The organism is Parapedobacter defluvii (assembly GCF_014642075.1).
Lineage (GTDB): Bacteria > Bacteroidota > Bacteroidia > Sphingobacteriales > Sphingobacteriaceae > Parapedobacter > Parapedobacter defluvii.
In genome coordinates this window covers 127,312-145,898 of sequence record NZ_BMIK01000006.1, presented here as the reverse complement: position 1 = coordinate 145,898, position 18,587 = coordinate 127,312, and the positions used below count along the sequence as shown (strand labels likewise).

Annotated in this window: 18 protein-coding genes and 1 tRNA gene; 11 read left to right on the top strand and 8 right to left on the bottom strand. The window is 47.6% G+C overall.

Features of this window, described 5'->3' with window-relative positions; genetic code table 11:
- Positions 1–11: 11 nt before the first annotated feature.
- Positions 12–1,889, bottom strand: coding sequence for a vWA domain-containing protein (locus IEX60_RS11155; protein WP_188750566.1), 1,878 nt, complete (start codon positions 1,887–1,889; stop codon positions 12–14).
- Positions 1,890–1,966: 77 nt separating this feature from the next.
- Between IEX60_RS11155 and IEX60_RS11150 the strand changes: the two genes are divergently transcribed.
- From IEX60_RS11150 to IEX60_RS11140, 3 genes are all read left to right on the top strand, one after another.
- Positions 1,967–2,545, top strand: a complete 579-nt coding sequence (locus tag IEX60_RS11150) for an RNA polymerase sigma factor (protein WP_188750564.1) — start codon at positions 1,967–1,969, stop codon at positions 2,543–2,545.
- Positions 2,532–3,644 (top strand): TonB family protein, encoded by a 1,113-nt coding sequence (locus tag IEX60_RS11145; protein WP_188750562.1) that lies wholly within the window; start codon positions 2,532–2,534, stop codon positions 3,642–3,644. The genes IEX60_RS11150 and IEX60_RS11145 overlap by 14 nt, the downstream gene beginning before the upstream one ends.
- A 75-nt stretch (positions 3,645–3,719) precedes the next feature.
- The gene (locus IEX60_RS11140) at positions 3,720–5,045 is read left to right on the top strand and encodes an alpha/beta fold hydrolase (RefSeq protein WP_188750560.1); all 1,326 of its coding nucleotides are present in this window, start codon (positions 3,720–3,722) and stop codon (positions 5,043–5,045) included.
- On the opposite strand, the gene IEX60_RS11135 is transcribed toward IEX60_RS11140, so the two are convergent.
- Both IEX60_RS11135 and IEX60_RS11130 read right to left on the bottom strand, forming a co-directional pair.
- Positions 5,015–6,433 carry a DUF1501 domain-containing protein gene (locus tag IEX60_RS11135; RefSeq protein WP_188750558.1) on the bottom strand — a complete coding sequence of 473 codons (1,419 nt, stop codon included), beginning with the start codon at positions 6,431–6,433 and terminating at the stop codon, positions 5,015–5,017. The genes IEX60_RS11140 and IEX60_RS11135 overlap by 31 nt on opposite strands.
- 6 nt (positions 6,434–6,439) lie before the next feature.
- Positions 6,440–8,908 (bottom strand): DUF1549 domain-containing protein, encoded by a 2,469-nt coding sequence (locus tag IEX60_RS11130; RefSeq protein WP_188750555.1) that lies wholly within the window; start codon positions 8,906–8,908, stop codon positions 6,440–6,442.
- A gap of 242 nt (positions 8,909–9,150) precedes the next feature.
- Between IEX60_RS11130 and IEX60_RS11125 the strand changes: the two genes are divergently transcribed.
- The 5 genes from IEX60_RS11125 (at position 9,151) to IEX60_RS11105 (ending at position 12,743) form a co-directional block, all read left to right on the top strand.
- Positions 9,151–9,483, top strand: coding sequence for a hypothetical protein (locus IEX60_RS11125; RefSeq protein WP_188750553.1), 333 nt, complete (start codon positions 9,151–9,153; stop codon positions 9,481–9,483).
- 83 nt (positions 9,484–9,566) lie between these two features.
- Positions 9,567–9,654 (top strand) — tRNA-Ser (locus IEX60_RS11120).
- 270 nt (positions 9,655–9,924) lie between these two features.
- Positions 9,925–11,037 (top strand): helix-turn-helix domain-containing protein, encoded by a 1,113-nt coding sequence (locus IEX60_RS11115; RefSeq protein WP_188750551.1) that lies wholly within the window; start codon positions 9,925–9,927, stop codon positions 11,035–11,037.
- Positions 11,038–11,142: 105 nt separating this feature from the next.
- Positions 11,143–11,823 carry a hypothetical protein gene (locus tag IEX60_RS11110; RefSeq protein ID WP_188750549.1) on the top strand — a complete coding sequence of 227 codons (681 nt, stop codon included), beginning with the start codon at positions 11,143–11,145 and terminating at the stop codon, positions 11,821–11,823.
- Positions 11,820–12,743: a hypothetical protein gene (locus tag IEX60_RS11105; RefSeq protein WP_188750547.1), complete on the top strand. Its 924-nt coding sequence runs from the start codon at positions 11,820–11,822 to the stop codon at positions 12,741–12,743. Before IEX60_RS11110 ends, IEX60_RS11105 begins: the two co-directional genes overlap by 4 nt.
- Before the next feature lie 122 nt (positions 12,744–12,865).
- Here the strand turns inward: IEX60_RS11105 and IEX60_RS11100 are convergent, their stop codons facing one another.
- From IEX60_RS11100 to IEX60_RS11090, 3 genes are all read right to left on the bottom strand, one after another.
- Positions 12,866–13,339 (bottom strand): VOC family protein, encoded by a 474-nt coding sequence (locus IEX60_RS11100; RefSeq protein ID WP_188750545.1) that lies wholly within the window; start codon positions 13,337–13,339, stop codon positions 12,866–12,868.
- Between the two features lie 4 nt (positions 13,340–13,343).
- Positions 13,344–13,733, bottom strand: coding sequence for a DoxX family membrane protein (locus IEX60_RS11095; RefSeq protein ID WP_188750543.1), 390 nt, complete (start codon positions 13,731–13,733; stop codon positions 13,344–13,346).
- 213 nt (positions 13,734–13,946) lie between these two features.
- Positions 13,947–14,195, bottom strand: coding sequence for a hypothetical protein (locus tag IEX60_RS11090; protein ID WP_188750542.1), 249 nt, complete (start codon positions 14,193–14,195; stop codon positions 13,947–13,949).
- 549 nt (positions 14,196–14,744) lie between these two features.
- On the opposite strand from IEX60_RS11090, the gene IEX60_RS11085 reads away from it, so the two are divergent.
- The 3 genes from IEX60_RS11085 (at position 14,745) to IEX60_RS11075 (ending at position 16,659) form a co-directional block, all read left to right on the top strand.
- Complete coding sequence (locus IEX60_RS11085) at positions 14,745–15,305, top strand: hypothetical protein (protein WP_188750540.1); 561 nt, start codon at positions 14,745–14,747, stop codon at positions 15,303–15,305.
- An 89-nt stretch (positions 15,306–15,394) separates the two neighbouring features.
- Positions 15,395–15,694 carry a hypothetical protein gene (locus tag IEX60_RS11080; protein WP_188750538.1) on the top strand — a complete coding sequence of 100 codons (300 nt, stop codon included), beginning with the start codon at positions 15,395–15,397 and terminating at the stop codon, positions 15,692–15,694.
- Positions 15,695–15,834: 140 nt separating this feature from the next.
- On the top strand, positions 15,835–16,659 hold the full coding sequence (locus IEX60_RS11075) for a phytanoyl-CoA dioxygenase family protein (RefSeq protein ID WP_188750537.1): 825 nt from the start codon (positions 15,835–15,837) through the stop codon (positions 16,657–16,659).
- Here the strand turns inward: IEX60_RS11075 and IEX60_RS11070 are convergent.
- Together IEX60_RS11070 and IEX60_RS11065 are read right to left on the bottom strand one after the other, a co-directional pair.
- Positions 16,648–17,514, bottom strand: coding sequence for an AraC family transcriptional regulator (locus IEX60_RS11070; protein WP_188750535.1), 867 nt, complete (start codon positions 17,512–17,514; stop codon positions 16,648–16,650). The two genes, IEX60_RS11075 and IEX60_RS11070, sit on opposite strands and share 12 nt — an antisense overlap.
- A gap of 239 nt (positions 17,515–17,753) precedes the next feature.
- Positions 17,754–18,566 carry an alpha/beta hydrolase gene (locus tag IEX60_RS11065; RefSeq protein ID WP_188750533.1) on the bottom strand — a complete coding sequence of 271 codons (813 nt, stop codon included), beginning with the start codon at positions 18,564–18,566 and terminating at the stop codon, positions 17,754–17,756.
- Positions 18,567–18,587: the final 21 nt, after the last annotated feature.

Genomic DNA, 18,587 nt, shown 5'->3' with positions numbered 1-18,587 from the left:
GTGTTGCAGATTCAATCTTGTACGGCTAAGCTGTTGTTTCCGGCAAGTAATTTGGCACTCTCCGCCAAGCGGATAAATTCAGCCCGATACCCTTCATCATCGGTACCCTTCGATGCCTTAGCACGCATAATCAGCTGATCATAGTCTGCTTGTTGTTTATAATCCGAGTTACGTAGCAACATGCCCAGCTCGGCCACGGCGCTGGCAAAACGGAAATCCATGCTGGCGTTGGCAAGTTCCACTGGTCTTTCGGCCACAGCCACCTGCTGCAGACGGCTCTTGTCACCATCGGGATCCTTGTAGCGGAATTTGACCGTTGCCACCTCATTGCTGGGTGCCGCCGTTGGCCGCTCTTTCACCGGCTGGTATTTCAAGGGATCGACCTGACCCGGATAAGCACTCTTAACGCCCACCGGCACGATTTCATACAGCGCGGTTACGGCATGCCCCACCCCCATATCACCCCCTAGTTTCTCATCGTTGTTGAAATCTTCTTTTTCCAGCAAACGGTTTTCATATCCCAGTAATCGATAAGCCTGCACCTTTGCAGGGTTAAACTCCACCTGTACTTTCACATCTTTTGCGACGGTAAAGAGTGTACTGCCAAATTCGGTGACCATCGCCTTGCGGGCCTCGGTGATATTGTCGATATATGCATAATTGCCATGCCCTTTATCGGCCAGCAATTCCATCTTACTGTCTTTTAAATTACCCATACCAAAACCCAATACAGATAGGCTGATACCGCTTTGCCGTTCTTTGGCAATCAATTGCTCCATATCGCCATCACTGGATGGACCTACATTAAAATCCCCATCGGAAGCTAGGATAACGCGGTTGTTCCCCCCTTTGATAAAATGCTGGCGGGCGATGCGGTATGCCAACTGCAGTCCAGCGCCGCCGGCCGTGGATCCTCCGGCACTGAGTGCATCAATGGCATCCTTGATTTTAGTTTTCTGATTGCCCGGCGTGCTTTCAAGTACCACACCGGCCGATCCGGCATACGTCACGATGGCAACGTGGTCATTATCACGAAGCTGATCCACGAGCATTTTCATGGACGCCTGTGCAAGCGGCAGGCGATTTGCATCCATCATGGAGCCCGACACATCGATCAGAAAGACCAAATTCGATGCAGGGAGTTCATCCGCAGGCATCGATTTTGCTTTCAGTCCAATGCGCAGCAGATGATGCTGGGAATTCCAGGGTGCGACTGCCAATTCCGTGTGGATGGCAACGGGTTCACGATTGCTGGGGCCTTCCAGTTCGTACTGGAAATAATTAATCATTTCTTCAATCCGCACCGCGTCCGTAGGGGGTAATTGTCCGTTGTTAATGAACCTGCGGAAGTTGCTATAGGAAGCCGCATCCACGTCGATGGCAAAGGTTGACAATGGCTCGTCCAACGGATTCAGGAAGCGGTTTTCCGTAATCCCTTTGTACGATTCGGTGTTTTCGGGATAGCGCGGGAACCGGTCCGGAACGTACATCTTGACGGATCTGTTTCCAATAGTGAGGCCTGTAGCGCTTCCAACCAATGCAGACCGCTCCTGTGTACCCAAACCTACCCCCACCACTTCGTCCAGCGATGTCTGTGACTGCACAAGGGACACATCCAGCATTTTCTTTTTTCCCACCTTTATCCGCTTGGTTTCGTAACCGATGTAACTAAACAGCAGGAATTGTCCGGCTTCAGCCGAAATGGCGTATTGCCCATTGGAGTCCGTTTGAGTGGCTAATCGGCTCCCTTCTACCGAAACGGCAACCCCAACCAAGGCTGCTCCTGTGTGTTGATCGTAAACCTTGCCGCTAATTGTAAGCGATGTGGGGGTGCGGTATCCCACTAGGGATAGCGTCAGCACCGTTGTAAAAAAGATGATCGGTTTCATAATACTGAATTTTGGCGAAGGATGCGTGGCTTTCCAAATTTCCATAAACCAGAAAAAAAAATTATTTTCACCCGGCAATGAGCAGGTTCGGCAAGTCTAAAAAGAAAGTCGATGACGACGATACGCTTTTAAAGCGCTATCGTGAAACAGGCGACCTAACCGTGTTGGGCGAATTGTTCAATGTGCATGCAGAAATGGTCTACTATGTATGCAAGCGTTACCTACAGGACAATGAACGCAGCAAAGACGCCGTCATGCAAATATTCGAAGAACTCATCCATAAGATAAATAAACAGGAAATCCAGCGATTTGGCAGTTGGCTTTATGTACTCAGCCGCAACCATTGCCTGATGCAATTGCGGTCCGAGAAAAATAGACACCAAGTTTCCATCGATGAATTTGTGGAATTTTCCCTTCCCGTGCATCCTGCGGACGATGCAACAGAAAAAGAGGAACAGCTCACGGCGTTGGAACACTGTATGGAACAATTGCCCGAAAAACAAAAGCGCAGCGTCGATTTGTTCTATCTAAACGAGAAGTGTTACAAGGAAATTGCCGAAATCACGGGATATAACATGAACGAGGTTAAAAGCTACATCCAAAACGGCAAGCGAAATTTAAAGTTGTGTATGGAGGCCCGCCATGGCAAAAGATAAGGTAGACATCGAGATAATCAGGCGGTATATCCGTGGGGAGCTTACCCCCAGGGAAATGCATTCCCTGGAACGCCGGGCACAGGATGATCCCGCGTGGATGGATGTTATCCTGGGCATGGAAAGCGATACCGAAGCGGTACATGATGCGAATATAGCAGCGCTACGCGAGCGTGTTGCATCACGCATCGGACGTGGCCGTGTACGGCGACTTGCCCCCATCCAGCGCTGGGCCATAGCGGCAACTGTACTAGTAGCTTTTACGCTCGGCACCTTATGGTTCAGCCAGTGGCACACGTTGGATGAAAATCAACCAACCATCGCATCAGCACCCGCTGATACTGGAACACAGCAAGCTGAACAGCGGGCCGTCTCATCCCCCCATGAAACCCTCCGGAAAAACGCCGCGGAGGAAACCACTGCAACAGCGCCTCCATCCAAACCGCCAACGTCTGCCACAGAGGCAGACGCAGCGTCAAAATCAGCGGCGGCTCCGGCAACTGTCACCAAAGAACAAGCCAGTGACACGTCTGAACCTCTCGTGGTGATCGGATATGGGCGGCAGGAAAGATCCGGCGTTGTGGGGGCCGTTACCCTGCCGCCGGACACCGAACAAACAAAACAAGAGGAATATGCGCTAAATGCACGGACAACCGATTCCGCCGGTCGATTTACCCTTGCGCAGCCACCGGATACCCTTCAAGCCCAATTGATCGGCTATGAAGAACAGACGGTAACACTCACGGGTCAGGATAGCCTCACGATTGCCCTCCAACCCGATGTGGCGGCACTGAGTGAAGTGGTCGTGGTCGGGTACGGCGATAAGCGTAAACCGGAAAGAACCTTTCACCCTGAGCCGGCAGCTGGCTGGAAGGCGTACAACCGCTACCTTAAAAAGGGTGTGCGCCAAGCAGAAAGCTTGAAAGGAACTGTGGTATTGACCTTTACAATTGATGAACAAGGGACCCCCACCGATATCCGGGTTATCCGTTCAACCCACCCGGCACTTGGTGAACGGGCTACGCAGTTAGTCCGCGAGGGGCCCAAATGGCAGCCGGGTAAAAACGGCGAACGGAAAGTCGAATTACAAGTGAAATTTTAGAACTTTGAGGGGTTGCTACCGTTAATGAATGTTAAAAAAGCGCATAGCACTTGCCAGCTGACTATCTTTGCATGCATGACACGTTACATACCCATAGCCATCGGCTGGTTGCTCCTTCTGCCCTATTTTTTGTTGGCTCAGCCGGCTGATGACTGGGGCGCCTTTGCCCAGCGTATTCCGATTGAATCACATCACGGCAAACTTTTCCGACTCCAGGCCGCCGTCAAAGTGGACCTGATCGATTCCACCGCCGAAGCGGAGATCTGGGCTCGGGTGGACCGAAAAAATAAACGAGTGGGCTTCTTCTATAACATGATGGATAAACCCATCCGGAAGAGCGACTGGCAAGTGTATGTCATCGAAGGTAAAATCGATAAAGACGCTGAGTTTCTGGCGTTCGGCGGACTCTATAGCCGTCAGGGCCGGTTCTATTTTGACGATTTTCAGTTATTTGTCGAAAATGAGGAGGGAAACCTTGAAAAGATACCGATTCCCTCCGGCGATTTTGAAGGTGACAGTGTAGCACAACACTGGGGCTATTTGCAGCAACATGAAGGATTTACGCTTTCCGGCACTACGGAATCTCCTTATTTGGGCAAGCGATCGGCACTGGTTGATGGCTCTGGTTTTAAGAAACCAATTAGGTATGGCGATAATGACAGTGCCGGGCATCGGATAACGGTTAATGGGATCGAATTGTATTACGAAACCTACGGCCAGGGCGAACCCTTGCTGCTGCTTCATGGCAATTCACAATCTATCCAAGCCTTCACCCATCAAATCCCGGAGTTTGCGAAACACTACCAGGTTATCGCTGTGGACACCCGTGGTCAGGGCAAATCATCTGAAGATGGGAAACCGTATACGTATGAACTTTTTGCCGACGACATGAAAGCGTTGCTGGATAAGCTGGAACTAGACAGCGTCAATGTAGTTGGATGGAGTGATGGCGGAAATACGGGATTACTTCTGGCAATGAAGCATCCCGCCAAGGTAAAAAAACTCGTCACCATGGGTGCCAATATCTACATCAATGATCAAGTAGTAGACCGCAATGTGCTTCAGGAAATTGAAAAACGCCGGGAAGCATTAAAAACAGATACCAGCCGAACCTCCCAAAACACCGCACGTTTGATGACATTGCTGTTAACGGAGCCGAACCACGTGTACGAAGACTTACGGGCAATCCATTGCCCAGTATTGGTGATGGCCGGTGAAAACGACATCATTCACGAAAACCATACCCGCGAAATCGCCACCCATTTACCCAACGGGAAACTGTATATTGCAACGGGTGAAGATCACTATTTCCCCGTAAATAATCCGGCGAAGTTCAATGCCGTAGTAGCCGATTTTCTGATCACCCAACCTTACGCAAAGAGCTCTAATTCCGGTTTGTGAACACCGTCTGGTGTTGTATAAAACGGTCGTCCTTCAATAACTTCATGTTTTTGGGGGTCTATGCCCAACGCATGGTAAATAGATTGATGCACCTGCTCAATCCGGATCGGTTTTTCGATGGTTTTGCACGGCCGTTCATCGGCCGTCTTCCCGTAGACAAACCCCTTTTTTATACCACCGCCGAACATCAACATCGAGCATCCGTCCGTAAAATGCCGGTGCATGCCATAGTTTTTGATGTCATTGATCACATCGGGTTGGTCTACCTGGTGTTTCACTTCCGCACCCGGACGCCCTTCCATCACCATATCCCTGCTGAATTCGCTGGCGATGATGATCAGCGTACGGTCCAGGTGTCCGCTACGGTCCAGATCTTTGATCAGCTGCGCGACCGGAGCGTCAATCAATTTCTTCATATCGCGGGTTCGGACATGCCCATTTTCGTGGGTATCCCACCCCATAAATGGCTCATACTCTGTAGTTACACTGATAAACCGTGCACCTTGTTCAATCAACCTGCGTGCCATCAGGCACCCCAGTCCAAATCGACCCGTATTGTAGATGTCGTAGCTATCCTTCGGTTCGTCATTCAGGTCAAATGCCTTGGCTTCAGGGGATTTAAGTAACATGTAAGCCTGTTCCATGGAACGTTTGAACGATTCCTTTTGGTAATCACTTCCATATTCTCCAATTATATTTTGATTCAACAAATCTGTGTACAGCTGATTACGTCGCTCAAAACGGCTGAACGACATCCCTGCCGGCGGTTTTACCGCATCCAATCCGGAGGACGGGTCAGGAATCATAAATGGACCATATTCGCTGCCCAGGAAACCAGCTGTATGAAAAGCTTTAAGCTCTTCGGCCTCCCCCACCGTCATCCGTTGACCGATGTCGATGAATGCCGGTATCACCGGATTCTTCGGCCCCAGTTCCTGCGCGATCCAGGCCCCGATGTGGGGAGCAGCCACGGTTTGCGGAGGCTCGTAGCAAGTATGCCAATGATATTGGTGCCGCGAATGGAGGATATGCCCCAAATCCGCTGCCACATACGAACGGATTAGCGTCCCCTTATCCATCAATGCGCCGATGGACTCCAATCCTTCTGAAAAATGAATACCGTCCAACGCCGTGGGAACGGACTTGAATGTACTTAATACCCGATTGGAATCCAGCCCTTTCTCAAAAGGCGTGTACGCTTTGGGATCAAAAGTGTCTGTATGCGCCATACCTCCCGCCATCCACAACAAGATGACGGCATCAGCTCCGCCTTGCTTACCGGAACAAGAACTCAAGAATCCTGACATCGGAGCTCCTGCGGCAAGGGCAGCCAGGGTCCCTGCACTTGCAGTTTTTAGGAAGTCTCTTCTGTTATAGTAACGCTTCATAGTATTTTATTCAATAAATTGAAATTCAGGCAGCAATATTACAGCCCATAATAAATCTTGAACGGCGTTGGTATCCACGCCATTTTCTAATATCTCGTTGGCAACGCGCCGCTCGTCTTCCGAAGGGGCGCGTCCGAAGCTCTGTCTAAAGACCGCTTCCGTGAGTGATTCGGGGCTTTGATGGTCATCCGCCCATTCCTTAGCGCCCGCTATCAATGTCTCATTCAGCAACTTCCCGTTTGTCAGTTCCATGGCCTGTAGAAGCGTAGCCTGACCTTCCCGTGCACTGATGATATTCTCGCGGCTTGGACGTCCCAAAGCGGTTAAAAACGGGTCGTTCTGCACCAAAGCCGCCCGTACAAAAGAGTTAACGTTTTTGAAGGCCTCTTCGTTTCCAAGGGGATTGTATTTCAGTGCTTCAACTGAATATATCGGGTGAACAACCATGCTGACCGCATCGGCAAACTGTTCGGCCGTTAACTTCCGTTTCAACATTCCTGTAAAAACAAAGTTGTCCGCATTGATGGTAGCAGGGTCGGCCACCGTTACGGAAGGCAACTGATACGTCTTCGACGTGGTAATCAAGTAAAGCAGTTTTTTGATGTCATACCCTTCTTCTGCGAAATAGACCGCCATCCAATCCAGCAAATCCTGGCTCCAGGGTTGCTTGTCCATTTCATCGGTCGGAGCCACAATCCCGCGTCCCATCAGTTGGCCCCATATTCGGTTCACCAACGTTCGGTAGATCCGTCCATTTTCGGGTTGGGTGAGTGCACGGGCTAATTCTTGAGATTTTTGCTCAACCGAACCACTGGATGGGATGTTTCCCAGTTCAGGCCACAGTAAACGCGTGTCGGCCATTTTTCCGGTTGGAATATCGCACCGGTTTATTTCCAGTGGCGTTTCCGAAAAGATATTGGCAAAGGCATAAGCATCGTCCAATTTCCAGTCGCTCACAAAGCTATCGTGGCAGGAGGCACATTTCAGATTCACGCCCAACAATGCCTGAGACACATTCTGTGCGGCCTGCATTGCCGTCGTTTGGCTGCTGTTGACCGCTCCCCGCCATTCAATGCCCTTAATAAATCCTTTGGATGCCTCGCTGGGTGCCAGCAGTTCCCTCACAAACTGGTCGTAGGGTTTGTTGCTGGCAAGAGACCTATACAGCCAGTCCGAGATATTGAATCGCCCGTTGGTAATATAACCCGGTCCCGTATAATCGTTCCGCAGTAGGTCGTTCCAAAATGTAGTCCAATGCGTGGCATAATCGTTATCCCTAGCCAGCAATTCCGCTACGATAAGTTTCCGTTTATCGGGTCTTGTATCAGCTTGGAAATCTGCTAATTGCTGCGGACCAGGCGGAAGCCCGATCAGATCGAAATAAACGCGTCTCAGGAATACCCGATCGTCTACAACGGTTGGCCATTGGATTTCATTCTTTTTAAAATATTCATTGACCCACAGGTCCAACGGATTTTCCAGTCCGACCACCGCAGCAGGCAATTGAGGTTGCCGTGGTGCCAACGGCGCTACCCTGAAAATACCCTTCGCCTGATCCGGCCATGGGGCACCTTTTTCGACCCAAAGTTTTATTAAAGCGATTTCATTATCGTTCAAAGGCTTGCCTTTTCCCGGCATCGCCTCCTTATGCCCCGGGGGCAAGGTAATCCGGCGTACCAGTTCACTGTTCTTCACATCCCCCGGGTGGATGACTGGCCCCGACTCACCGCCTTGGAACACGAATTCTTTTTGGTCAAGCCTTAGCTCCCCTTCTGTTTTGTCGCTACTATGGCACTGATAGCATTTGTGAGCCAAAATCGTACGAACTGCCAAATTGAGATTCATTTCCTGCTCATCATCCAAACTATCCAAGCTAGCAAACGTCTGCCAGTCGACGGGTGTTGAAGGACCTTCGGCACCTCCCAATAGTTCATCGTCATCCGAAGCCCAAGGCGTGACGCCGAGCAAATAATCCTGTCCGTGCGTAAGGGAGCCTCCATAATGCCCCGCTACCGAAACCCCCACGGTAGCAAGCAGCAGCAGTGCTTGATACACCTTCACAAAGCCATAGCGTTTTTTCCGGATAATCAACCAAAGAAAGAAGGCCACCAGTATCCCCAGTACCGCCGTAGCGATCCCAACCCATTGATGGGTGGCAAACGTATCTCCGCCATAGCTTCCGGACGATGCCAGTAACCAGCCGAATACAGCAGATATGAGCGCACCACCGGCACCGACGAATACCAGCCAATTGATACCCGTACGGAGTGACGACTGAAATTTGCGGAAGGTCATTACTTCCATGACTGCGGCGATCAACAGCAATGACACAGGAAAATGCACCATTATTGGATGCAATCGTCCTAAAAATTCCCAACCCCACCAAGCTTCGCTTGCAGATGCGGGTACATCCGCAGGTACTGATTCCGCCACAGCATTGAATGCATATACGAGCAAAATACTTATGCATCCCATTATCTTCCCGTTTCTAACAAATGTCACTTCTTAGCTTCTTTTGGTTTATAAATCTGTTGAAGAAACAAAATATTCCCCGAAAGGTTATCCTGTACTTTCCTGCATGGGAGTTCTCCCCGGACGATGACACCTCAATCCCATTGAGTTTGAATGCATCGGAATATCGCTTTTTCCGATACATTTTTTAGCATATAATAATGATAAAAACGAAAACGTTATGTATTACACAGCATACTGTAATTATGAATCTGAAAAACACATCAACAGACACATCATACCTGCCGGTAGCATGGGAATACCGGGAAGTTATCGAAGAAGAAATCAAAAAGAAAACGGTCGGTAAAATATTTTATTTTTGCGCCAGTGAGGGAATTTGCGAAGCGCAGGGACGCATTATAGACCTAAAGGAAGAAAAAAACAGTGGACTGTTTATCTTTCTTGATACCGAAGTCAAAATCAGGATAGATAGAATCATAACGTTGTTTGGCAAGCCAGGTGCTGCTTACGATGAATACGATGCTTACGCGAATGCTTGTATGGATTGCATGGGAGGTTATGAAAAAGACGAACTGTAACCGAAAAATGCGCCACAAATCACCCCGACCGATATATTTTCATTTGAAATACTAAAATAAACGTGTACTTTTGCAGCCCACTCGGAGAGGTGTCAGAGTGGTCGAATGAGCACGCCTGGAAAGTGTGTATACGTGTTGAGCGTATCGCGGGTTCGAATCCCGCCCTCTCCGCACCCAAAATGAAGCCCGACGTAAGTCGGGTTTTTCTGTTGAATAGGGTGAGCCAAACTTGTTTTGAGTGAAGCCTGTTCAACAAAAAAAGGAATGAGCGTAGCGAATGGCTTCATTTTGGTTGAAACCTCCCCACAGGGAAAACCAGAGGTGACAGAGGAACCTACTTGAATCAAACGGTTAACCTGTACCAATGTATCCAAATGAACAAGGTGTGCATCGTATTTCATACTTTTACCGCAATACGAAGCAACTAAAAGTTTAGTGATTATGAATCCGTCGTTTCTTTGGTATTCATTATCTGCGGGAGCACTGATCCTGCAGGGTTTCATTCTAATAACCAATGTAACGCATGTCAACAAGTTAGCGAACAGGTGGTTGGGGTTATTCTTCCTCTGCGCCGCTACTATTTTTATCCAATTGTTAGTAGAAGCGGCGGCACCGGAAGAAAGTAATCCCTGGTTTTGGCTTATCCCATTCTTGGAACTACCCCGTTGGGCCACATTCCCTTATTTTTTCCTCTCTTTAAGAAGCTTTGTCAACCCAACGGTCTCTATCCGAAAAGCCACTTGGCATTTCGTTCCGTTTTTTTTGTTTTGTTTGTATGCCGCATTCGTGCTATTTCCCGACGCCTATGCCGATAACCAGATCATCCTAAATCTACCTGCATGGGTGGCATGGGTTATCCGGTATCTGTTTCTCGGCCAAGCGATTGTATATTGCACATTATCGTTCTTATTACTACGGCGCCACGAACGTCAAATTAAGCGGTTTTCCGCTATTATTGAGCATGTAAATCTCGCGTGGATAAGATGGATCATGTATGTTGTGTTGGGGATGACCACACTTTGGATCCTTGGCAAGAACGATCCGTCTATTGCCGCGCTAGTCCCGTTTGGGTACTTCGCGCTCATCCTATTCATGGCTTATCATTCCCTAAACCAACAAGCAATTTATCCCATAAGCCAATCCCAACTTCCCGAAGTGATCGACGCAATAACCCTACCCGATAAGCGCCACGCACGTCTTACCGACGATCAGGTAGCGCTTCTCCAAAAAGAGGTGCAGAAAGCAGTCGTTGATGAGAGGCTTTACTTAGATCCCTTGCTCAATTTGCCTGCGCTATCGGAAAAGGTGGGCCTCGGTACCCATGAATTATCATTTGTTCTCAATCAGGGCTTCGGTAAGAATTTCTACCAATACATCAATGAACTGCGGGTGGAAGAGGCAAAACAACTATTGGAAAGCGAGGCATTTCGGGATCAGGATATGGCTAGTATTGCCGTACATGCTGGCTTCAATTCCAGAACCACGTTCTATACCGCATTCAAGAAGATTGCGGGGATGACCCCCAAAGCATATCTTGAACAATTTAACACCTGAGTATTTCTTCAATCCGGCATCCAAATTTATCCATCTGTATCCAGTCGAACAGATGTTCCCTTTTTGATACGGAATATTGTGTCATCAAATCAATAGGTAATAATTATGACAACAAAAACAGCAAAACACGGATCAGTAAAGACTTGGGTGCTTATCGTCGCAAGTTTGGCGATGTCAAGCGGTACGGTTGCCGGACCGAGAACAACGCTTTCACCTACGATAACCGCCGCCCCCCAAGCAGACACCGTTTCATGGGAGGCAATGGCGGGGTATTATCGGTTTCCCAATCGGGCCGCCTACATCCGCTTTTTTGATCAAGAAGACGAGTTCGTTGCACAGCAAGTGTGGGATGGACGTACGTATCCATTGCATCGTACAGGCTCACTCACTTTTCAGTCCAGCGATGAGGCCTATGAGATCGCATTTATGGAAGGAAAAGCAGGAGTAATCGACAAGGCTAAGATTCTCGGCCGCATAATCTTGGAAAAAGTGTCTTACAACCCTACCCGGTATATCAAGCCTACTGCAGAGCAGCTCAAACCACTATTGGGCCTGTACCAATTCCAAAAAGACAAAAACATGGAAATTAGCCTGTCGATTCAGGGTGGGAAGCTTGCCCTCCGACAACAGTGGGATAACCAAACGATCTTATTTGAAGCGTATTCTCCCACGGACTTTTTCAATGAGGAATTGACTTTCCCCTTGACATTCGATATTGAAAACGGTGCAGTAAAAAAACTTACCTGCTTTGAATCTGACGTATGGTTAAAAAAGGAGGCTAAATGACCTGCAGCCGATTTCAAGCGTTGTTTTGGATAGAATTGCTCTTTTCATGCACCCCGTTATTTGCCCAAAGCGTAGCCGATCCGGATTTCCGCTTTGAGATCATGAACCCCCGTTACATCGAAGGCAGAGGCCCTCTTGTCCTGTATGACGAGGGGCACAACAACCCCCTCAGTATCAAAGGACAATACGCCGCATTTGCCCATGTACTCGAAGCAGACGGTTACCGCATGGCGACCCAACGTGAAACCATCACAATGGAAACCCTGTTAAATGCTCGGGTGTTCGTTACCGTAAATGCGCTGTACGACTTGGAGAACTGGAACCTGCCGACGGGAAATGTCTATACGGACGAAGAAGTTGAAATCCTATACGATTGGGTGTATCAACACGGGGGAGCCCTTTTCCTTGTTACCGACCACATGCCCTCCGCAGGTTCGGTCAGTAATCTTGCTGCACGTTTCGGGTTTAACTTGGTCAACGGATCTGCTCAGCGAAAAGACGGCCAACCGGAGATATTCTCACGTGCACGGGGCAACCTCACGGCCAATCCGATCACCGATGTCAAAGGTTTTGAAATAGACAGTATCCGATGTTGGGGAGGAGCCGGCTTTTTTCCACCGCCGGAGGCCATCATTGTTTCAGCGTTGGGTGAAGACTATGAGATATTCCTTCCGTCGGACGTGTCCGAAATATATCATCCTATTGCTGCCTCTGTTCCGAAAATCACGGGCATGGGTTTAGCCAATGGTGCTATCCTGCAATGCGGACGCGGCAGCGTATGCCTGTTTGCTGACGGTGCACCGTTTACCGCCCAGTTACAAGGGATCAAAAGCAACAAACGGGGTATGAACCATCCGGATGCAGCTCAACATGTACAATTTCTTTTGAATATCATTCATTGGCTGGATGCTCAACATTGAAGGCCGCGGAAAAACGGCATAGTGGCATAACCTTTTAATTTATAATCTCCCCTTTGTTATTCGTTATTTCAAAATTTCCTGTCGGCTCAACGATTGAAGGCAGAGTCAATTTCACTGGACCGTTAAAGTGGCTCACGACGACCGCTAACGCCATTGAGTTGTTCTGCAAGCCCGATAAGAATCCCCTCAGTTCCACGAATATAACAGAGGCGATAGGAATTTTCGTATTGAACCACTTCACCTACAAGTTGAGCTCCATGCCTAATAAGCCGGGAGACCATCTCGTCAATATTTTCAACGGCGAACATGACGCGTAGATAGCCGAGCGAATTAACTGGCGCTGTCCGGTGGTCGGAAACGGTTGTTGGAGTAAGAAACTTCGAGATCTCAAGTCTACTGTGTCCATCGGGAGTAACCATCATCGCAATCTCTACGCACTGAGATCCCAGTCCCGTAACACGACCAGCCCAATCACCCTCGACCGTGGCTCGCCCTTCGAGCTTTAGGCCTATTTCCGTGAAAAAAGAAATGGCATCATCTAGGGATTCTACAACAATGCCGACATTATCCATTCTGAGTAATTTGTTCTTTGCCATCGCCCTAACTCTTTGTGTATCCAATCAATGCCCGATATCTTTGTTTGTTGTCAACAATAATCCAAAGTAATATCACCCAGATTACCAATGCGATAGGAAGTCCATCTGGTGCTACAAAAATGTGCGTTAGCAATACCCCAACCATAACAGGAAATACCACCAATACACCCAATGCCCTTGTTTTGGGAAATAGAATAAGCATCCCTCCCAACAGTTCAGCTGAAGCAATCAAGGGGATCAGCCACGAAATTTCAGCCAAGGCGGCATTGTCTTTTACCACTGCCTCGGGCAGGTTTTCGGGAGCAGGCATATAGTTAAAGAATTTACTCAACCCCCCGTTCATTAGCAAAAGTCCAAATAATACAGACAATACGTTTAAAATTTTTCTTTTCATTGGTTATTTTTTAAAGGTAAAAAGCAACTATTTCCCGTACGTGTTTTTGGGTATTCTGATAGATGATGCTACGATACAAAAATAGCGCATATCTATTAATTATCTGGTGGTAGATACGACAATCGAGGGGGGTAAATGGGAAAATTGGAAAAAGTCAATGTTTGTCAAAAAAGGAATGTACCCAGGCATAATAAGCCTCCGTGGCTTCCATGTTTACGTTATGGGCAGCGTTCGGAAAGACGTGCAACTCCTTGTCGCCCGCTGGGACATTTTCCAACCCCCACCCCGCTGATCCAGGTATACAAAAAGGTAATCGTCTTCGAGGAAATCCCGGTTAAATTCACGATCGAATCCTGAAAAAGCTCCCGGCCCCCCGTGTAAATTGATCACCAAAGAGCCTTCAGGATTGCCAACGACCCGTGCATATAGTTTCGATTTTTCAACCGGAATGTAAATTTCCATATCGGTGTTTTTCGGTTGATCTTTGGAGCGGGAAGTCCATTCGCAGGACTCCATAGAATAGCCGATATGCCCAGTATAGCCACACTTACTTTCATCTGTAAATAATTTTATTCCATCGGTCAGATGGAGCTTATCCTATTTAAAATTTACATTTCCCTGTGTGATAAAAATGAAATTTTAAACATGGACGGTTCATACTAAAAAAACGAGAAAAGAAGTTAAAAAGTATCATGAAACGGGCTCAGAACTGAGCCCGTTGTCATTTACCTGACGAATTAAACCGCTGTTTTCGTCGCAAGGTTTTAGTCCAACGAATATTTAGCACTGCCGTTTATAAGTATTGAAATGGCTAAGCCAAGGACCAATAATGACCTTTAGAATTGCGCTCGGCGAGTTTGTAGATACTTTGTATATCCCCAAAAGTGCATAGGTAGACACCATGTATCATGAGTCATAGCCTATATTGGTTTTTTATGCGGATATTTACCTCATCCTATCGTATATCCAAACGGCAAGATGGATCTTGATAACAATCACGGATAAAAACAAATGACAGCAAAGAAAATAATGGGCATCATCGCATTGGTCTTCTGTGGAGGGATCGGGCTATTCATTTTTATGCTTTATGCTACGATAAAAACAAAGTCCACAAATATCAACACAAACAAACCTTTCAAAGAATGGGTGGGTCAAACCGTCACACTGCACCGTCAAACCTTCCTTTTTGAAGAAAATATAAGGATGAACACCAATGGCCGGTATCCGTATACCTTGTTGGATAGCCTGCATCCACAATGGCAATATGTTGAAGAACGCAAAAACCTTGCAGAGCCCGATTTAGTGGAAATAACTTCATTCCCCACCGGCACCAAACTGAGGATAGAAAAAGCGACACAGTATACCAATGGTGTCTCGGGATCGTCGTATCCGACAGTATTTGGAACGATCCATCACAACGGTCAGGAATACAAAATAGCCTACCAATGGGGAACACAAGATATAGGACGGCGTTTTGACAAGATCAAAGAAAGCTGGAAATTCCACCAGGCACCCTGGCAAACGCAGCAGGATACAGTCCATTACGCTTTGCCAGACGCTAAAGTGTGGTAGTATCCCCACCTACCGCAATAACGTTGGTGACCCGATACTTCAAACCTTTTCTTCCTTTTACTGTTTATTCAGAATAAAAATTAGGTGTTATGGATAAATTGAAGAAATTTGAATTGATGGAAAAGATCGTCCGGGAACTGGAGGATCTTAGGCGAAGCGGTCAAGCCGTACTCGAAAAAATCGGCAAAATCGAAGTAGATAACATCGAATTAGGAGACAGCCGTTTGGAAAAGGTGCTGCCGGATATCTATCAGCGCACTGCCGAGAATTCGGATGCAATTACTGAATTGCTAAATGCTTTCGCCGAAAAAACCGAAGATTTCGGGGTGAAAAACAACGTGGATCAACTTCGCCAACAACAGGAAATCGAAGGAAACCGAAATACATAGTGGGCGGTTAGTCGCTTATCTTGTTCACAATAAGTCTTGCCACATTAACAATTGGACAACATAATCCACAATTTGGTTAAATTACTCATTTTTTACAACCGGGTTGTTTCCTTCATTTGTTGTCAATAAACTACAATCAGATGGAAACAGCTTTGGAATCTTTACCCGATTTGAACGATCGGTATGAAATTAGCGATGCACAGGTTCGGGAATTTGGGCAAAATGGTCATATACAGACGTTGAATTTGCTCAACGAAGAAAAGGTAACCGCTTATCGGCGTGTGATCAGTGAAGCCGTAGATCGTTTCAACAAGGAAACAAGGAGTCTTGCCGAACGTGATACGTATGGTAGGGCTTTTTTACAAATTATGAATTTATGGCGTGTGGATGAGGGTGTGAAAAAATTTGTGTTGGCCAAACGTTTTGCGCATGTTGCTGCTGCATTGTTGGATGTGGAAAATGTACGTTTATATCACGATCAGGCGCTTTTCAAGGAAGCAAGTGGAGGACCAACACCTTGGCACCAGGATCAGAATTACTGGCCATTGGCCACCCGCAAAACCGTCACCATGTGGATGCCCTTAGTTGACATCCCCAATCCGGAAATGGGCATGCTTACCTTTGCTTCCGGATCTCATCGGGAAGGGGCCGTATCTGATCTGGTAATCTCTGACGAATCTGAAGATGCGTTTGAACAGTATGTACGTCAACATCGATTCCCGCTGGTTCGGCCCGCAGCGTTAAAAGCAGGTGACGCGACCTGGCATAACGGCTTTACCATACACAATGCGCCAGGAAATCACAGTGACCGGATGCGTGAGGTAATGACCATTATCTACTACGCAGACGGTACCCGGATTGCAACGCCGCAGCATCAATTCCAGGAAAACGACTTAAAAACATGGCTTGGCAATAAAACGCCGGGATCATTGGCCGATTCAGATCTGAACCCGTTATTGCTTTAAGGTCGCATGAAAATGGCGTCGGTAATTTAGCGGACTGACGCCCATTTTTCTTTTGAATGTCCGATAGAAAAACGATACGTCAGAAAATCCACTCTGATACGAAATATCGGACACGGTGTTTTCGGTCTGGATCAACTGCTGCGCGGCATAATTGATCCGGTACTCGATTACCGTTTCCATGAAGGTTTTGCGCGTGGTCTTTTTGAAGTATTTGCAAAAGGCCTGGGGTGTCATATGAGCTAAGGAAGCGGCTTCCTCCAAAGAAACCTTGTACCGGAAGTTGTCAACAAGATATGCGAACACCGGACTTATGCGCTGCTGCGATCCGGGGGATTGTAAAGCACCGGTGTTTTGTTGGTTGAATACCACATAAGCATCTTCTTCGGAAAGCTGTTGGAGAATCTCCAGTAAGCCGATAAAGCGATAAAATTCAGTTTTTTCATGTAATATTTTCAGCCTCTCCCCGATTTGGCCGGAGATCGATTCTGCAAAACAGACAGCAATTTCGGCACGTTGCAGAAGTCTGCTGATCTCTCCCAATTCTCTTTTTGCCAATAGAGCGGTGCCGAGTGTATTTGCCGAGAATTGAGCTACAATTGCTCCCGCATCGCACGGATTGGATTGTGTTAACTTCCAGCAATGCGGAATATCCGGACCGATAAGTACCAAATCGCCCGGGCCAAAATCGTCCTGATGACTCCCGATGTACCGTTTACCAGCGCCACGTGCAATGTAAGTCAGCTCATAGACAGAATGGAAATGATACGGCGCATCGAATGCTTCCGACCCAAACCTACGCAGCAGAAACGAATGGTCGTCCTGAGAGTCGATGTATTCCAACGAAGCCTTCAACATACTTTTTCAAACTTAGGTAAGTTGACCCGTATATGCAAGCCGGGTCCGCAACAGAAACAAAAAGCCCCGGTTACTGAAATAACCGGGACCTGTTTAAGTTTATAATTAGTCGGTTTGCGCAATAAAAATATGGAAAATTAGTTGACTTTGTCAAGTAATTTATTCAAAAAAGTCAGTATTTTTTAGTCAATCACTGTAACTTCCTGTTAATCAAATCGAACCTAAAGAAACAGCATCCATTAGTTACCTGCAAAAAATTTATGGAAATACAAGAGCTGATAGCAGATGGATTGTTGCCAATACTCCCAGTTATGTGCTCCCGGTCCGGTAATATAGGTATGTGGTATGTTCCTTTCCAGCAATTTCCGGTGCAGTTGCTCATTAACACCATAAAAGAAGTCACTCGTTCCGCAATCGATTACCAGTGCCAATGCATCGGGGGTAAGCCGGTGCAATAGGTTGATGACCGTATGCTTCTCCCATCTTTCCGGATTGTCTGCGTAACTACCCAGCCGTTTGGCCATGTCCCAGTTGAGTGGAAAAGGACGGATGTCCACACCTCCCGCTGTGCTGCCCCCCGCGCCATACACATCCAAATGCCGTATGGCTAGATACAGCGCGCCGTGGCCTCCCATGCTTAATCCCGTAATAGCCCGTCCTTTCCGGTTCCGTATGGTCTTATAATTGGTATCCACCCAATCCACCAATTCTTTAGACACGAAGGTCTCGTATTGGAACAAGGGATCCACCGGACTGTCCCAGTACCAACTTCCGTATCCGCCATCGGGGCACACGATGATGAAGTGGTACCGGTCGGCGAGGTCCTTTATTTCAGGGGCTTTGTTTACCCAATCCGCATAATTTCCACTGTATCCATGCAGCAAGTACACCACGGGCAGCGAATCAAGTGCGGAATAATTTTCCGGTACAATGACCACGGTTTTAATGGCTTTGTTCATAGCGCGGCTATCCACAACGGCTGTATCCACTTGAGCAGCCTGCGTAGCTGTCGCGCACCACATGACCAACAGGAGTAGTAAGTAATTTTTCATTCGAATAAATTGTTATTAAGT

Bases quoted from the DNA above. Each gene is read 5' to 3' on its own strand.
- IEX60_RS11135 (WP_188750558.1), bottom strand. From the start codon at position 6,433: ATGAAGCGTTACTATAACAGAAGAGACTTCCTAAAAACTGCAAGTGCA.
- IEX60_RS11130 (WP_188750555.1), bottom strand. From the start codon at position 8,908: ATGGGATGCATAAGTATTTTGCTCGTATATGCATTCAATGCTGTGGCG.
- IEX60_RS11070 (WP_188750535.1), bottom strand. From the start codon at position 17,514: ATGTTGAAGGCTTCGTTGGAATACATCGACTCTCAGGACGACCATTCG.
- IEX60_RS11090 (WP_188750542.1), bottom strand. From the start codon at position 14,195: ATGGAAATTTACATTCCGGTTGAAAAATCGAAACTATATGCACGGGTC.
- IEX60_RS11110 (WP_188750549.1), top strand. From the start codon at position 11,143: ATGACAACAAAAACAGCAAAACACGGATCAGTAAAGACTTGGGTGCTT.
- IEX60_RS11105 (WP_188750547.1), top strand. From the start codon at position 11,820: ATGACCTGCAGCCGATTTCAAGCGTTGTTTTGGATAGAATTGCTCTTT.
- IEX60_RS11065 (WP_188750533.1), bottom strand. From the start codon at position 18,566: ATGAAAAATTACTTACTACTCCTGTTGGTCATGTGGTGCGCGACAGCT.
- IEX60_RS11115 (WP_188750551.1), top strand. From the start codon at position 9,925: ATGAATCCGTCGTTTCTTTGGTATTCATTATCTGCGGGAGCACTGATC.
- IEX60_RS11140 (WP_188750560.1), top strand. From the start codon at position 3,720: ATGACACGTTACATACCCATAGCCATCGGCTGGTTGCTCCTTCTGCCC.
- IEX60_RS11100 (WP_188750545.1), bottom strand. From the start codon at position 13,339: ATGGCAAAGAACAAATTACTCAGAATGGATAATGTCGGCATTGTTGTA.
- IEX60_RS11150 (WP_188750564.1), top strand. From the start codon at position 1,967: ATGAGCAGGTTCGGCAAGTCTAAAAAGAAAGTCGATGACGACGATACG.
- IEX60_RS11125 (WP_188750553.1), top strand. From the start codon at position 9,151: ATGAATCTGAAAAACACATCAACAGACACATCATACCTGCCGGTAGCA.
- IEX60_RS11095 (WP_188750543.1), bottom strand. From the start codon at position 13,733: ATGAAAAGAAAAATTTTAAACGTATTGTCTGTATTATTTGGACTTTTG.
- IEX60_RS11085 (WP_188750540.1), top strand. From the start codon at position 14,745: ATGACAGCAAAGAAAATAATGGGCATCATCGCATTGGTCTTCTGTGGA.
- IEX60_RS11145 (WP_188750562.1), top strand. From the start codon at position 2,532: ATGGCAAAAGATAAGGTAGACATCGAGATAATCAGGCGGTATATCCGT.
- IEX60_RS11075 (WP_188750537.1), top strand. From the start codon at position 15,835: ATGGAAACAGCTTTGGAATCTTTACCCGATTTGAACGATCGGTATGAA.
- IEX60_RS11155 (WP_188750566.1), bottom strand. From the start codon at position 1,889: ATGAAACCGATCATCTTTTTTACAACGGTGCTGACGCTATCCCTAGTG.
- IEX60_RS11080 (WP_188750538.1), top strand. From the start codon at position 15,395: ATGGATAAATTGAAGAAATTTGAATTGATGGAAAAGATCGTCCGGGAA.